At 67.0% G+C, this 13,214-nt stretch carries 15 protein-coding genes; 6 read left to right on the top strand and 9 right to left on the bottom strand.

The annotated features are described in order from the left end of the window. Positions 1-596 precede the first annotated feature (596 nt). Complete coding sequence (locus ES689_RS07155; protein WP_191330275.1) at positions 597-1,016, top strand: uracil-DNA glycosylase; 420 nt, start codon at positions 597-599, stop codon at positions 1,014-1,016. Here the strand turns inward: ES689_RS07155 and ES689_RS07160 are convergent, their stop codons facing one another. Continuing rightward, positions 1,017-2,063, bottom strand: a complete 1,047-nt coding sequence (locus tag ES689_RS07160) for a LysR family transcriptional regulator (RefSeq protein ID WP_146902337.1) — start codon at positions 2,061-2,063, stop codon at positions 1,017-1,019. A 12-nt stretch (positions 2,064-2,075) separates the two neighbouring features. On the opposite strand from ES689_RS07160, the gene ES689_RS07165 reads away from it, so the two are divergent. After that, the gene (locus tag ES689_RS07165) at positions 2,076-3,143 is read left to right on the top strand and encodes a TDT family transporter (RefSeq protein WP_223269466.1); all 1,068 of its coding nucleotides are present in this window, start codon (positions 2,076-2,078) and stop codon (positions 3,141-3,143) included. A 33-nt stretch (positions 3,144-3,176) separates the two neighbouring features. Here ES689_RS07165 and ES689_RS07170 read toward each other — a convergent pair whose 3' ends face one another. The 6 genes from ES689_RS07170 to ES689_RS07195 form a co-directional block, all read right to left on the bottom strand. After that, a complete protein-coding gene (locus ES689_RS07170; protein WP_146902344.1) occupies positions 3,177-3,620 on the bottom strand; it encodes a hypothetical protein in 444 nt (147 codons plus the stop codon). 173 nt (positions 3,621-3,793) lie between these two features. Next, on the bottom strand, positions 3,794-4,171 hold the full coding sequence (locus ES689_RS07175; protein WP_326937862.1) for a CrcB family protein: 378 nt from the start codon (positions 4,169-4,171) through the stop codon (positions 3,794-3,796). Continuing rightward, positions 4,168-4,704 carry a CrcB family protein gene (locus tag ES689_RS07180; protein ID WP_082454848.1) on the bottom strand — a complete coding sequence of 179 codons (537 nt, stop codon included), beginning with the start codon at positions 4,702-4,704 and terminating at the stop codon, positions 4,168-4,170. Before ES689_RS07180 ends, ES689_RS07175 begins: the two co-directional genes overlap by 4 nt. Beyond that, positions 4,701-6,053 (bottom strand): phosphopyruvate hydratase, encoded by a 1,353-nt coding sequence (gene eno, locus ES689_RS07185; protein WP_123547494.1) that lies wholly within the window; start codon positions 6,051-6,053, stop codon positions 4,701-4,703. Before eno ends, ES689_RS07180 begins: the two co-directional genes overlap by 4 nt. 1 nt (position 6,054) lies before the next feature. Next, positions 6,055-6,795: a 2,3-bisphosphoglycerate-dependent phosphoglycerate mutase gene (locus ES689_RS07190; RefSeq protein ID WP_158614655.1), complete on the bottom strand. Its 741-nt coding sequence runs from the start codon at positions 6,793-6,795 to the stop codon at positions 6,055-6,057. After that, positions 6,792-7,262 (bottom strand): universal stress protein, encoded by a 471-nt coding sequence (locus tag ES689_RS07195; protein WP_055976344.1) that lies wholly within the window; start codon positions 7,260-7,262, stop codon positions 6,792-6,794. The genes ES689_RS07190 and ES689_RS07195 overlap by 4 nt, the downstream gene beginning before the upstream one ends. 503 nt (positions 7,263-7,765) lie before the next feature. Here ES689_RS07195 and ES689_RS07200 point away from each other — a divergent pair. The 4 genes from ES689_RS07200 (at position 7,766) to phoA (ending at position 11,375) form a co-directional block, all read left to right on the top strand. After that, the gene (locus ES689_RS07200) at positions 7,766-8,098 is read left to right on the top strand and encodes a helix-turn-helix transcriptional regulator (protein WP_146902347.1); all 333 of its coding nucleotides are present in this window, start codon (positions 7,766-7,768) and stop codon (positions 8,096-8,098) included. Continuing rightward, on the top strand, positions 8,095-8,709 hold the full coding sequence (locus ES689_RS07205; protein ID WP_123547495.1) for a cadmium resistance transporter: 615 nt from the start codon (positions 8,095-8,097) through the stop codon (positions 8,707-8,709). The genes ES689_RS07200 and ES689_RS07205 overlap by 4 nt, the downstream gene beginning before the upstream one ends. Positions 8,710-8,738: 29 nt before the next feature. After that, positions 8,739-9,227 carry a signal peptidase II gene (locus tag ES689_RS07210; RefSeq protein WP_158612593.1) on the top strand — a complete coding sequence of 163 codons (489 nt, stop codon included), beginning with the start codon at positions 8,739-8,741 and terminating at the stop codon, positions 9,225-9,227. A 231-nt stretch (positions 9,228-9,458) separates the two neighbouring features. After that, positions 9,459-11,375 (top strand): alkaline phosphatase, encoded by a 1,917-nt coding sequence (gene phoA, locus ES689_RS07215; RefSeq protein ID WP_123547496.1) that lies wholly within the window; start codon positions 9,459-9,461, stop codon positions 11,373-11,375. An 80-nt stretch (positions 11,376-11,455) separates the two neighbouring features. On the opposite strand, the gene lnt is transcribed toward phoA, so the two are convergent. Both lnt and ES689_RS07225 read right to left on the bottom strand, forming a co-directional pair. Beyond that, positions 11,456-12,997: an apolipoprotein N-acyltransferase gene (lnt, locus tag ES689_RS07220; RefSeq protein WP_123547497.1), complete on the bottom strand. Its 1,542-nt coding sequence runs from the start codon at positions 12,995-12,997 to the stop codon at positions 11,456-11,458. Then, entirely contained in the window at positions 12,994-13,194 is a 201-nt protein-coding gene (locus ES689_RS07225) for a hypothetical protein (protein WP_123547498.1), read from the bottom strand. Before ES689_RS07225 ends, lnt begins: the two co-directional genes overlap by 4 nt. Positions 13,195-13,214 lie beyond the last annotated feature (20 nt).

The following is a 13,214-nucleotide window of genomic DNA, read 5'->3' on the forward strand; positions in this document are numbered from 1 at the left end:
TCCGCCTAGCAATCGGTCACCGGTTGAGGCAGCCCCAGGCATCATGAGGGGCATGAGAGCGGGGACAGCGACCTACGGGAAGACCCTCGCTGGTGTCTTGGCTGTTCTCAGCGATGTCGATCCGTATGGTCTCGAGCCTGGTCAGCCGGACGGTGCTCCGTCAGATGAGTGCGAGATGGAGGCGGTCGACCTGGTTCGCATTCTCCTCAGGGCCGATGCCGTCACGATCCTTGATGTCGAGGCGGTGTGGATGCGCTGGTTCTCGGAGTCGCTCGTCCTTCGACTCGGACCGCCCCGAATGGCGCAACTGGTTGATCGCTTGAACGCACTCGTGGACGGTGCCCGATAGAGGATCGCCCACTGGATCACTTGCTGTGGGGCGAGTGCACTCGGAGCGGACGCCGTCTTGGTCGTTCCGCGTCGTCGGTGAGCGTGGGCGGAAATGGTCCTCGACGTCGTAGCGTCTAGGGATGCAGCAGCCGAGGGGCCTCGATCAGCTCGTGTCGGAATGGCGGAGCTCCGGACCAGACCGTGCGCGCTTCGTGCCGGGCTTCGACCCATCAGGTGGAGGAGCAGCGGCGAAAGTCCTCGTGCTGATGGAATCACCCGGTCCTGCCACGATCAAGCAGGGCGAGGACGCGATCAGCAGTGAGGACAACCCGGGGCCGACGGCGTCTGCGTTCAAGCGAGCACGAATCGAGTCGGGTCTGGGCAGGAACGTCTACCTGCGATGGAACATCGTCCCGTGGGCCCTGGGCCGGGCGCCGACCGTCACCGATCTCGACGACGCACGCCCCGCCCTCGCTCAGCTGCTCGATTCTCTGCCGCAGCTGCGGGCGATCGTGACCTTCGGCACTCCGGCCCTGACGGGCGTGATGAGGTACTTCACCCTGGAACCGCGTGCCAGGGTCGTGCCCGTGCTCGCAGCACCCCATCTGTCGCCGGCGAACGCCACCCGCGCCGGCGAGAAGCACCTGCGGGCCGTCACGGCCCTACGGCACGCTTCGCTCCTCTGATCATCTCGGCGCCGAGTCGGGGCTGTGCTGCAACGCGGCGATCACGGCCAGGAGATCCTGCGCCCCGGCGCTCAGACCGGCCGACCACACAGCGCGAAACGGGCGCCTCAGGTCGACGGCTGCCGGGACGGTGACGAGGCGCCCGGCACGGAGGTCGTCCTCGACCAGCAACGAGCTGATGACTCCCGGACCCACACCGCCGGCGATGGCCGCCCGGATGGCCCCCGTCGACGACAACTGCGCAGCGGGTTCTGCCATCAGGGCAGGGTCGATCCCCAGGGCGAGCTCGAGGGTCCGGCGGGTGCCCGAGCCCGACTCCCGAGACACGAGCGGTGTGGATGCGAGATCCGCTGCCGTCACGGGTTCGGACTTCGATGCCCATGCGTGCCTCGGCGAGACGACGACGAGCAGTTCGTCGACACCCAGGACGGTCGTGGCGAGCCCGTCGGTCTCATCAGGGGTCTCCGTGAACCCGAGGTGCGCGCGCCCCGAACGGACCTCGTCGACGACCCAGTCGCTGTTGCCCGATTCCAGGCGCACCCGGACACGATCCGCTGCCGCTGTCATCCAGCGGGGCATCAGCGCCTCTGACACCGTCTGGCTCGCCGCGACGAGGAGAGCGTCGGAGGCGCCGGCCATCAGGGTGTGCAGCGATCGTTCGAAGGTGGTCGCCGCCTCGAGCACAGGTCGGCCCCACTCGCACACCAGGAGTCCGTGCTCGGTCAGCGCCGAGCCCGCCCGAGAGCGGACGAGCAACGTGCGACCCAGCCGCCGCTCGGCGCCCGTGATGCGAGACGACGCCGCCTGCTGGCTGATGCCCACCGATGTCGCGGCACGGCCCAGACTGCCCGATCTCGAGATCGCCTCCAGCAGTCGGAGCGTCTCGAGATCAACAGGGAGTCCGGTCACAAGGATCGATTGTGACACCACAAGCATCCGCCCGTATCGGCAGCCGGACGCACGTACGAAGATCGAGGCATGCCTGCCGCGATCACACCGACTGTCGCCCCTCCCCGCACGCGCGGTCTGTTCCGCCAGCTCGAGCACCGCGGGCAGATCGTGTCGAACCTGACCCCGAACTGGTTCGCGTCGATCATGGGGACCGGCATCGTCGCCAACGCCGCGGCGACCCTGCCGTTGCAGTTCCCGGGGCTGCGCCCGGCCGCGACCATCGTCTGGGCACTGGCCAGCGTGTTGTTGGTCGCTCTCAGCACAGCGACCGTCATGCACTGGGTGCGTTACCGAGCCACCGCGCGGGGGCATCATCTCAATCCGGTGATGGCGCACTTCTACGGGGCACCGCCCATGGCGCTGCTGACCGTCGGCGCGGGCACCCTCCTCTTGGGCAAAGACGTCCTCGGTACGCCCCTGGCGGTCGGCATCGACTGGGTGTTGTGGACCATCGGCACGGTGCTCGGCCTCGTCAGCGCGATCGCGGTCCCGTACCTGACGTTCACCCGGCACGACACGGCCCCCGACAGTGCGTTCGGCGGCTGGCTCATGCCCGTGGTTCCCCCGATGGTGTCTGCCTCGACCGGTGCGCTGCTGCTGCCCTTCCTGCCCGCGGGGCAGGCCAGGCAGAACATGCTCTGGGGGTGCTACGCGATGTTCGGCTTGTCGTTGCTGGCGTCGATCGTGATCATCACGCTGATCTGGTCACGCCTGGCCCAGCACAAGATCGGCCCGGCCGGCATGGTCCCGACCCTCTGGATCGTCCTCGGCCCCCTGGGGCAGTCGATCACCGCAGCCAACCTGCTCGGTGGCAACGCCCACCTCGCCGTCGACCAGGGAACCTCGCACGCCCTGTTCGTCTTCGGGCTCGTCTACGGTGTGCCCACTCTGGGATTCGCCCTGATGTGGGCGGCACTGGCATCGGCCATCACCCTCCGCACCATCCGCCAGGGGCTCCCTTTCTCACTCACCTGGTGGTCGTTCACCTTCCCCGTCGGCACCTGCGTGACAGGCCTGAACGGTCTGGCCCTGCACACGGGACTCGTCGCGCTGCAGGTACTGGCGGTCGTGTTCTACGTCGGGCTCGTCGGGGCCTGGATCACGGTCGCCGTGCGCACCTCCCACGGCAGCGTCATCCGCGGAACGCTCCTCGCGCCTCCCCGTCCTCTGCCCTGACCGCGGACGACGAGGGGGGCGTGGGGGAGCGGCTCAGATCGAACAGGCGTCGTTCCAGTCACGATGGGGGGCCTCGGGGTCACTGACGTCGACTATGGCCGAGGCGGCGCCCTTGGGCTCGTCACGCGACCGGTAGCTCTCGAACGCCACCGCACTGCGGTCGTTGCTCGCCGGATCACGCACCCCGGAGGCCTCCACCCACAGAGTCCAGTTCCACCGCGTCCGGACGCCAGGCTGCAACGCGCCTTCGCCGACGACCAACACCACGTCCGTGTCGGCGGGCAAGGACTCGAAGTCCTTGCCCGTGAATGCTCGGACGGACGACGTGAGGCCTCTCGCGCTGATCTCTAGAGCCAACTGACTGCCCATGTCCGAGACTTGCTCGCCAGCATCGCCATCCACAGCCACGACGCCTCCACCGGACGGAAGCCGACTCAGCATCTCGGAAACCAAGTCATGGATGACGGTGTTGCTCATGATGCTCTCTCCTGCTCACTCGTTCGTCGAAACGGAAAAGGGAGTCGGCGGCCGCCGACTGAGGTGGTGATCGTCTCACGGACGGAGAAGGAAGGCTCCGGCTGTGACCAGGTCGTCCTGGGCGGTTCCGGGGTGACGCCTGGTCAGTCGTCGCCCCGGAAGTCAGAAGGGTGTCATGACCTGCCGATGATGAGGCCGACGAGCCCGGCAGCGACGGCGAGCAGCAGCATGCCCGCGCCGCTGGCGATCCCAGCGACCCGTTTCTTCTCGGCTACGAGGCGCACGGTCTCGACGCTCGCGGTGCTGAACGTGGTGTAGCCGCCCATGAGCCCGCCGCCCGCGACGAGCAGCCACTCTCGGGGCAGCCCCGCGTGGTCGGCAAGACCGGTGAGCAAGCCGAGCACCAACGACCCGCTGACGTTGATGACCAGGGTCGCCAGCGGAATGGGGGCCGACCACGTGCTGCGTACGGCGCCGTCGACGACGAGGCGCAGGGCCGCGCCCACACCACCGGCGACCGCGGTCGCGACGAAGAGCCATGGGGCGATCACGACGCCGCCTCAGAACGGCGGTGGAGGGCGGCACCGACGGTGATGCCGGCCCAGGAAGCCACGGCGCCGAGCACGACCGATCCCACACCGTAGGCGATGGCGATCGGCAGCGCGTCACCGAGCAGGGTCGCGGTGTCGACCGCAAGAGCGCTGTAGGTGGTGAATCCGCCGAGAACGCCTGTTCCGATGAGCAGCCGCAGGTCGCGTCGGCGACCCGCGTCCGGCCCTCGTCGCACCAACGACTCGAGGAGCAGCCCGAGCGCGAACGCACCGACGACATTGATCAGCAGGATCGTCAGCGGGATGCTGCCCGGGGCTGCGGGGAAGTTCAACGCCAGGCCTTCGCGCAGGCCCGTGCCGATCGTGCCGCCGAGGGTGACGAGTCCGATGAACCGCCACCGCAGGTGCACGGGCCGTTCGGTGCCCGTGGAGTCGTCGACATCGAGGTCGGGGTTCTGGCCCAGCCCGTCGAACTCGTCGCCTCTGCTCGAGGGCAGCGGCGGAAACGGTGTGTCAGGTGAAGGTGAGGTCATGCATCGTCCTTCGTGCTGAGGCCGTAGGAAAGTCCGGGCTGATCGGCTTCGATGTCGGTCAGGCGGTTGTACTTGCAGACCCGTTCCCCGCGTGCGGGGGCACCGGATTTGATCTGGCCGACCCCGGTGCCGACGACGAGGTCGGCGATGAACGTGTCGGTGGTCTCCCCGGAGCGGTGCGACACCATGCAGGCCATGCCGTGGGACCGGGCCGTCGCGATCGCGTCGAGGGTCTGGCTGACAGAACCGATCTGGTTCGGCTTGATGAGAACGGCGTCCGACCAGCCCTGCTCCGCGCCTTCGGCGATCCTTCTGGGGTCAGTCACGTAGAGGTCATCGCCGACGAGCTGAACCCGTCCGCCGAACCGCGACGCCATCAGCGCCCACCCGTCGTGGTCGTCCTCGTGGAACGCGTCTTCGATGCTCCTGATCGGGTACGCCTCGAGCAGGGCCCCGTACCGGTCCGCGAGACTTCCACGATCGAGGTCTTGCCCGGCGACTCGGTATCGGCCGTCTCCGTCGCCGAATCCGTTCGCGGCAGGGTCGAGGGCGATGGCGACGTCGTCCAGCGCTGCCCGGTGGCCAGCGTCGGTGATCGCCTGGACGATGAGGTCGAGGGCCTCCTCGGGGTTGCTGATCGCCGGGGCGAAGCCGCCCTCGTCGCCGAGGCCTGCGGTGCCGTAGCGGGTCTGTACGAGCGTCTTCAGGGCGTGGTAGACCTCGGCGCCGGTCTGTACCGCCTCCTCCTCGCTGGTCGCTCCGACGGGAGCGATCATGAATTCCTGGAAGTCGAGGTCGTTAGCTGCGTGGGCGCCTCCGTTCAGGACGTTGAAGTGCGGGACGGGGAGCGTTTCGTTCGTCCCCGACAGCAGGGCGATCCACCGGTGCAGGGGCAGGCCGGCTTCGCGGGCCAGCGCCCGGGACGCCGCGATCGAGGTCGCGACGACGGCGTTGGCGCCTAGCCTCGACCAGTTCGAAGTGCCGTCGAGGTCGGCGAGGGCACGATCGATCTCGCTGATCCCGGCCCAGGGGCGTGAGGTGAGGAGGTCGCCGATCTCGGTGGTGACCATCTGCGCGGCCTGTCGAACACCTTTGCCGCCGAACGCTGCGCCACCGTCTCGGAGTTCTACAGCTTCATGGGCACCGGTTGACGCTCCGGCAGGGGCGGAGCCTGACACGACGGACCCATCGGCGAGTTCGAGGTCGACTTGGACGGTGGGGAAGCCGCGGGAGTCCAAGATCGACCGCCCGAGAGCGGACACGATCTGGACGGGGTGTGCACCTCCGTGGGTGACGTAGGTGCCGACGTCGTGGGTGTGGATGGTGCGGTTGCTGATGTAGTCGTTCATGTCAGGTTCCTCCTTCGTGGGTGATGACCGTGGCGGCGAGGGCCGCTGCGGCCGGGTCGAGATACGTGCCGCCCCGCGTCAGCGGATGCCCATCGGAGGCGAGGTCGTACATCAGGGGGTGTCCGGTCGGGATGTTGAGCGCGGCGACCTCGAGCGGGGTCAACGCGTCGAGCAGCAGGCAGAGTGCGCGGAGGCTGTTGCCATGGCCCACCACGAGCACGGTGCCGCCGGCGGTCCCGGCCTGGACCGCCTCGGTGACGGGGCGGACCCGGGCGATGACGTCGAGCAGGCTCTCGGCCCTGGTCCGGTTCTCGGGTTCCACATGACGGAGGGCATCCTGAGCCCACAGCTTCGCGAACAGCGCGTCAGAGGACGGCGGGGGCGGGGTTTCCAGGGAGCGCCGCCACAGGGTGAAGTCCTCCTCGCCGTCTGAGCGGCGAACATCCGCCTTGGTCCGTCCGGTCAGGTCGCCGTAATCGCGTTCCCGGAGTCGCACGTCGACGGTGACGGGCACGGGCCACTTGTTCTCGGCCACCATGACGCGGGCAGTCTCAGTTGCACGGGCCAGCGGTGAGCACAGGATCGATGCCGGGCGGAAACCCGCCTCGTCGAGCAGGTGTGCAGCACGGCGGGCCTCTTCCCGGCCTCCGGTCGTGAGGGGTGAGTCGGTGATACCGGTGAACAGCCCGTCGGCATTGGCCTGGCTTTCGCCATGTCGCACGAGGACGATCCGGGTCGTCACGGCCATGCCTTCGAGACCGGCACCACGAGTACCGGCACGGGTTGATGGTGCATGAGGAACGATGCCGTGGACCCGTGCAGTGCAGCCTTCAGGCCCGCGGCCGGACCGTTCGAGGATCCGACGACGATCATCACGGCGTGCGTGTCGGCGGCGACGCGGGCCAACGCCTTTGCGGGGTCACCGGCGAGGACACGGACGTCGACCGTGATCTGCACGTCGGTGCGGAGCCGGGCTGCCGTCGCCTCGAGGGCAGATCTGTCGACGGCGTCGTCGTCGTACTCGTCTGGGTCGAGGGGAACGGTCGCCCCTCGGCCGCTGGCGTCGTCGGGGTCGGCGGGGACGCGGGAGTCGTCGACCTGCACGACGACGAGTTGTGCCGACAACCGGGCCGCGAACCGGGCGGCGGTCGAGAGAACGGTGTTGGCCGTCCGGGTATGGGCTCCGACGACGATGGTGTCGGTGGTCATCTGGTCTCCTATCTCGGTATCTGGGCACGCCAGTGGATGAGATAGGGACTGTTGTCGACCTGAGTCGAGGTTGGTGACGGCGAGCCCCACCGCCGTGGCGTCTCCGCCACGCTCAGTAAAGCACTGATCCGACCAAGCTGCACCTGCTGATACAACATTCGTTCCGACCAAGAAAAGGGTGTGTTGGCCAGTCCCGATAGGGGATCGTTCACCGAGATCAGTTTCGGACTGATCTATCGAGACAGCCTGCGCCCCGTAGCTGCGGGGGAGTGGCTAGCGTCCGCCGCTGGTCGGTGACCGATCGTTCACCGAGATCAGTTTCGGACTGATCTATCGAGACAGCCTGCGCCCCGTAGCTGCGGGGGAGTGGCTAGCGTCCGCCGCTGGTCGGTGACCGATCGTCTAATGAGACGAACGGGGAGGGGTGGCGCATGCTCCTCGGTCTCAGATCGCGGGTGTTCCTCAGCTCGCCAAAAATCGGCTGGAATTGATATCATCGGCGCGTGCCGATTATTAAAGAGTTAAGTGCAGCGGTTTCGCTGTTCCATTCGCTGGCAGACCCGAGCCGTCTGCTCATCCTGCGCCGACTCAGCCAAAGCGAAGCGCGTGTACGGGATCTCACTGACGAACTTGGTTTAGCCCAGTCCACTGTTTCTGAGCATGTCGCCTGCCTTCGAGACTGCGGCCTTGTCACCGCTCGCGCCGAGGGGCGGCAGAACTTTTACTCAGTGGCCACACCGGAAGTCCTTGACGTCCTCGAATCCGCCGAGCAGCTGCTTGCCTCTACCGGGCACAAGGTCGACTTGTGCACGACTTACGGAAGCCAGACCCGATGATCGGCACCATCGTCGCCGCGGTCGGTCTTTTCGCGGCCACCAACATCGACGACCTCGTCGTCCTGACCGTTCTTTTCGTTGCGTCAGCACGAGGCGCTCTGCCCGGGTGGAAGGTTGTTGCCGGTCAGTACGCCGGGTTCGTGACCCTCGTCGCCATCAGCGTCGTGGCCGCTGCGGGGCTCACAATCGTGCCGGATAAGTGGGTTGGATTCCTCGGCCTCATTCCGCTTGCCATCGGCATCTACGGTCTCGTTCGCACCCTTCGGCGCCGAGGCGATGACGACGACGATGACGATGACGACGCAATTTCCGCAGTTGGTCTCCTAGGAGTTGCCGGCATCACAATCGCCAACGGTGCCGACAACATCTCGCTCTACACGCCCGTGTTCCGGACAAACCCCGTGCAGGACACCGTCGTCACAATCATCGTGTTCCTTGTCCTGGTGGCGGTGTGGTGCCTCACCGCTCGCTTCATCGGAACGAGCAAAACCGTCAGTGAGCTGCTCGAAAGAGTCGAGCACTGGCTCGTGCCCGCAGTGTTTATCGGCCTCGGGCTCTACATCCTGATCGAGTCCGGTGTCCTCATTCGGCTCGTCGAGGCCCTCTCATGACGGCCGGAGGGCGGGTCGCCGGTGCAGTCGTGATCACTGCGGCTGCGTTCGTTCTTGATCAGGTGTCGAAGGCATGGGCGCTGTCATTTCTCGGCGCAGAGCGTCAAATCGATTTAGGACTCGGCGCAAGTCTCCGGCTCGTGTTCAACCCCGGTGTCGCGTTTGGTCTCGGGGCCGAGTTCGGCCCAGCCCTGACCGTCGGCATCATAGCGATCGTTGCGGCCCTCGCCGCCTGGGTCCTTGTTCGGGCACTGAAGGAAAGGAGGACGTTTGCGACATTCCTTCTCGCGGTCGTTCTCGGCGGAGCCACGGGCAACGTTTGGGACCGCATCTCGCGAGCGGACAAAGGCCCCCTGTCTGGTGAGGTCGTCGACTTCATCGCGATCGACTGGTTTGCCATCTTCAATGTCGCCGACATCTTCACCACAGTCGGTCTCATCAGCTTCGCGGTTGTATCCGTGGCGTGCGATTCGAAGCCCACCCGACGTCACCCGGCTGACACTCCACCGACAACGTAGAAAATCGGCGACTTACCGCTCAGTCCCGCTTCCGGTCGAGCAGGCCCCAGAAGATTTGTCTCCATCCGCAAGCTCTTCCTGCTACCCCCTAGTCGAGGGTCTTTATTGGTGTGCGGGCCGGGGGGTGTTCATCGACGGTTTACCGAGTCGGGGTCTGCTGGTTCCTGCGCTGTAGCGGCTTCCGCATGGCGCTCACGGATCACGATCACCTGGAGCAGACACGTGTCACTGATGACTTCCGGCCGCGCAGCGGCCACGACGTTCGGAGCGGTGGCGCTTGCTGCCTCCGTCGCCCTCGTCCCGACCGCAGCCGTCGCCGCAACTCCCGCAGACGTTGCCCAGAACGGTGGTGCCGCCCGTAGCATCGACGACAGCACCCAGGCGATCCTCGACTCCGTCCAGGGCGGCCCGGCGAAGAACGTCATCCTGCTAATCGGTGACGGCATGGGCGACTCCGAAATCACCTCGGCCCGCAACTACGAGTACGGCGCGGGCGGTGTCCTGCCTGGCATCGACGCCCTGCCCCTGACGGGTCAGTACACGACGTACTCGCTCACGAGAGACGGCAAGGCCGACTACGTACCCGACTCCGCCGCGACCGGCTCCGCGTGGGCCACCGGCACGAAGACGTACGATAACGCCGTCTCGGTCGACATCGCCGGCACCCCGCAGGACACCCTGCTCGAGATCGCCAAGGCCAACGGCCTGAAGACCGGCAACGTCACCACCTCCGAGGTCCAGGACGCGACCCCCGCAGTCCAGGCCGCGCACGTCGCCGCGCGCAGCTGCTACGGCCCCGACAGCGTCACCCAGTGCGGTGCCGACGCTCTCGACCAGGGTGGTCGCGGCTCGATCAGCGAGCAGATCATCGGCACGCGCGCCGACCTCACCCTCGGTGGCGGCTCGGCCTCGTTCCGCCAGGCGGCCCGTGCCGGCCAGTACCAGGGCGACACGCTCTTCGACCAGGCCGGCGACCGCGGCTACCAGGTCATCGGTGACGCGGCGGGCCTGAGCGGCCTTGCCGCGGCCGACCAGACCGCGCCCGTGCTGGGCACGTTCACGGACGGCAACTTCCCCACGCGCTTCGCGCCCTCGACGGCCACCGTTGGTGGCGGCGACCTCGCCCCGCAGCGCTGCACGCCGAACCCTGCCCGCCTCTCGACGGACCTCTCGCTTCAGGCGATGACTGAGAAGTCGATCGACCTGCTCGACAACGAGGACGGCTTCTTCCTCCAGGTCGAGGGCGCCTCGATCGACAAGCGCGACCACAGCGCGGACGCTTGTGGCCAGATCGGTGAGGTCCTCGACCTTGACGAGGCCGTCCAGGCCGCGCTCGACTTCGCCAAGGCTGACGGAAACACGATGGTCATCGTCACCGCCGACCACGCCCACACCAGCCAGATCGTCGACGGAACCCCTCCTACCTCGCTCAGCACGTCGCTGCTGACCAACGAGGGCAGCACCATGAAGATCGCCTACGGCACCGCCGCGGCTGGTGGCTCGCAGCAGCACACCGGCAGCCAACTCCGCGTTGCCGGCTACGGTCCCGGCGCTGCCAACGTCGTCGGCCTGATCGACCAGACCGATAACTTCTTCACCATCGTCAACGCGCTCGAGCTCGACCGGAACCTCGACGGACTCAGCAATGACGCCACGATCTCCGCCCCGGCCGAGGTCGCTCCCGGAACAGACTTCACCGTGACCGCCTCCGGGATCGAGGGCGACCGTCAGGTCTCGGGCGTGTTCACCCCTGCCACCGGTGACCCCGTCGACCTTGGCTACGTCGACGTCATCGACGGAATCGCGACCTTCACGGTCACGGCTCCGACCGCACTGGGCGCTGGAACGGTCACCCTGACCGGGGTTCAGTCGGGTGTGGAGCTCACCGCCGCGGTGAACGTCATCGCCGGCGCCGTCACCCCGGCCCCGTCCGCCACCCCGACCCCTGGTGCTGTGCCCGCTGACGGCGGCAACACCGCCGGTGGTGTCGGGACCGCCGGGTCCGGCAACGGTCCTCTCGCCTTCACTGGCTCCGAGGTCCTGCCGGCGTTGCTGCTCGCCCTCATGCTGACTGGTGCCGGTGCGGTGCTCGTCGTGCGCCGCCGCCGCCGCGCAGGCATGATCGATCACTCTGGTGTGCAGATGTAACGCACGGACAGAGTTCGTGTGAATCAGGAGGAGGCGTGGCGCCGGTTGGTGCCACGCCTCCTCTGTGCGTCGTCCGCCGTCTACCGCTCCGCGCCTCTTCTCCGGGAGAGGACGCCGGCACCGAGCAGGACACTCAGACCAGTGATGCTGATGATCTTTTCGATCTGGCCGCCCCACATCGCCGCCGGCGTCAGATTCGTGGACAACGGAACGTCTTCCACCAACACCCCAGGACTGAACCAGGGCAGCTCAGCTGTCACGGAGCCGTCTGGCGCGATTACGGCGCTGCGGCCGACGGTCGAGATGTTGACGACACTCCGCCCCAGCTCGATCGCCCGAATCTGGGTGATCGCGAGCTGTTGGGCGCTCTGGTCGGAGCGTCCGAAATCGGCGTTGTTGGACGACGAGAACAGCACCTGGGCGCCTTCGGTGACGGACTGACGGAGTACGTCATCGTCGACGATGTCGAAGCAAATGCTGATGCCGACCGAAACCCCGGAGATGTCGAAGATGGGGTCGGTTGTCCCTGGGGTGTAGTCGCGAGCGACCATGTCGACCAGGTCAGGCGCGAGGGATCGCCAGAACGCCCGGTCGGGGACATACTCCCCGAACGGGACGGGGTGCTTCTTGTCGTAGAAATCGACAGGGCCACGGCCTGGCTCCCACTGGATTTCCGTGTTGTAGGTCCGTCCGTCCCGTTCCGTGATGGCCCACCCGATCAGCGGCGCCGCCGTCGCCTGGGCGATCGCATCGAACGTTGCAGCCGTGTCGTCGTCATCGAGGGCGCTTCGGTCCGTGGCGCCTTCGGGCCAGAGAACAGCATCAAGACGTTCATCGAGAAGGGGTGTGGTGGCGTCTACTTGGGCCTGGGTGAGGTCCCCGGGGTTCCTTTCGTCGAAGTAGCCCGCTGGACCATTCCCCTGCACAGCGCCCACCCGCATCGTCCCCGTCTGCGCGATGGGCCACGCCGGCAGACCCACGAGTATGGCCGCCGCGGCCACCGGTGCAATCCACCGGCCGGAGTGTCGAAGTGTTCTGGTGCTGACGATCTGCAGAATCATCGCGACAACGAGGACCATGACGAACCCCACACCCGATATTCCTAGCCACGCGAAGGCTTCTCGGAGAGGGCTGGTGGATTGTGACATCGCGGCTCGGCCCCAGGAGAACCCGCCATACGGCCAGGTGCTCGACACCGCCTCACGGGCACACCACACTGCCGCCACCACGGCCGGGACCCCAAGGCAGGCTCCACACGGGCCTGGCCACAGCTGGGGGAGCCACCGATACGCCAGGGTGATCGCCACGCATCCCGCCGCGAACAGCAACGCCTGCAAGAGAACTAGCGCTGCGATCGGGACGGGCCCGAGGAAGAGCGCTACCCACTGAATGTGGAAACCGTAGAACGAAACGCCCGCGACAAGCCCGACAGCGAACGCTGCCCCTGCGCGTCGTCCGGGGAGGGCCGCCAAGATCAACCCGATCCCCAGGAAGGCTAGAGGCCACCAGTTCTTGTCGGGAAAGGCGCCATCGAGAATGGCTCCACCTGCTGCCGCGGCCGCGAAAGCAGCAGGCAGCGGCATGACCGCGGGAGCCTTCGATATCTCGGCTGGCGGCCTCATGTGCCGTCGAGATTTTCTGGCGTGTCGCCAAGTTGGTGGGCGGCCCGCTCGCGCTCTTCCTTGTCGATCGCAGCGTAGGCCTGCCGTTCGTTGCGGTCGGCGCGCACGAGTGCCCGGACGACGAACCAGAAGATGAGCCCCACAACCAGGCTCGGGACGACGGAGAAGATGGCTGAGCCCCAGAACGATTCAGGCATGGGTGGCGTCCTTCGTTGTG

The sequence above is a fragment of the Frigoribacterium sp. ACAM 257 genome, assembly GCF_007954365.1.
Classification (GTDB): Bacteria; Actinomycetota; Actinomycetes; order Actinomycetales; family Microbacteriaceae; genus Frigoribacterium.

What these genes read in the sequence shown, in the direction of transcription:
- ES689_RS07155 (WP_191330275.1), top strand. Translation starts at nt 597, where the DNA reads ATGGAATCACCCGGTCCTGCCACGATCAAGCAGGGCGAGGACGCGATC.
- ES689_RS07170 (WP_146902344.1), bottom strand. Translation starts at nt 3,620, where the DNA reads ATGAGCAACACCGTCATCCATGACTTGGTTTCCGAGATGCTGAGTCGG.
- ES689_RS07180 (WP_082454848.1), bottom strand. Translation starts at nt 4,704, where the DNA reads ATGACCTCACCTTCACCTGACACACCGTTTCCGCCGCTGCCCTCGAGC.
- eno (WP_123547494.1), bottom strand. Translation starts at nt 6,053, where the DNA reads ATGAACGACTACATCAGCAACCGCACCATCCACACCCACGACGTCGGC.
- ES689_RS07195 (WP_055976344.1), bottom strand. Translation starts at nt 7,262, where the DNA reads ATGACCACCGACACCATCGTCGTCGGAGCCCATACCCGGACGGCCAAC.
- ES689_RS07205 (WP_123547495.1), top strand. Translation starts at nt 8,095, where the DNA reads ATGATCGGCACCATCGTCGCCGCGGTCGGTCTTTTCGCGGCCACCAAC.
- phoA (WP_123547496.1), top strand. Translation starts at nt 9,459, where the DNA reads ATGACTTCCGGCCGCGCAGCGGCCACGACGTTCGGAGCGGTGGCGCTT.
- lnt (WP_123547497.1), bottom strand. Translation starts at nt 12,997, where the DNA reads ATGAGGCCGCCAGCCGAGATATCGAAGGCTCCCGCGGTCATGCCGCTG.
- ES689_RS07225 (WP_123547498.1), bottom strand. Translation starts at nt 13,194, where the DNA reads ATGCCTGAATCGTTCTGGGGCTCAGCCATCTTCTCCGTCGTCCCGAGC.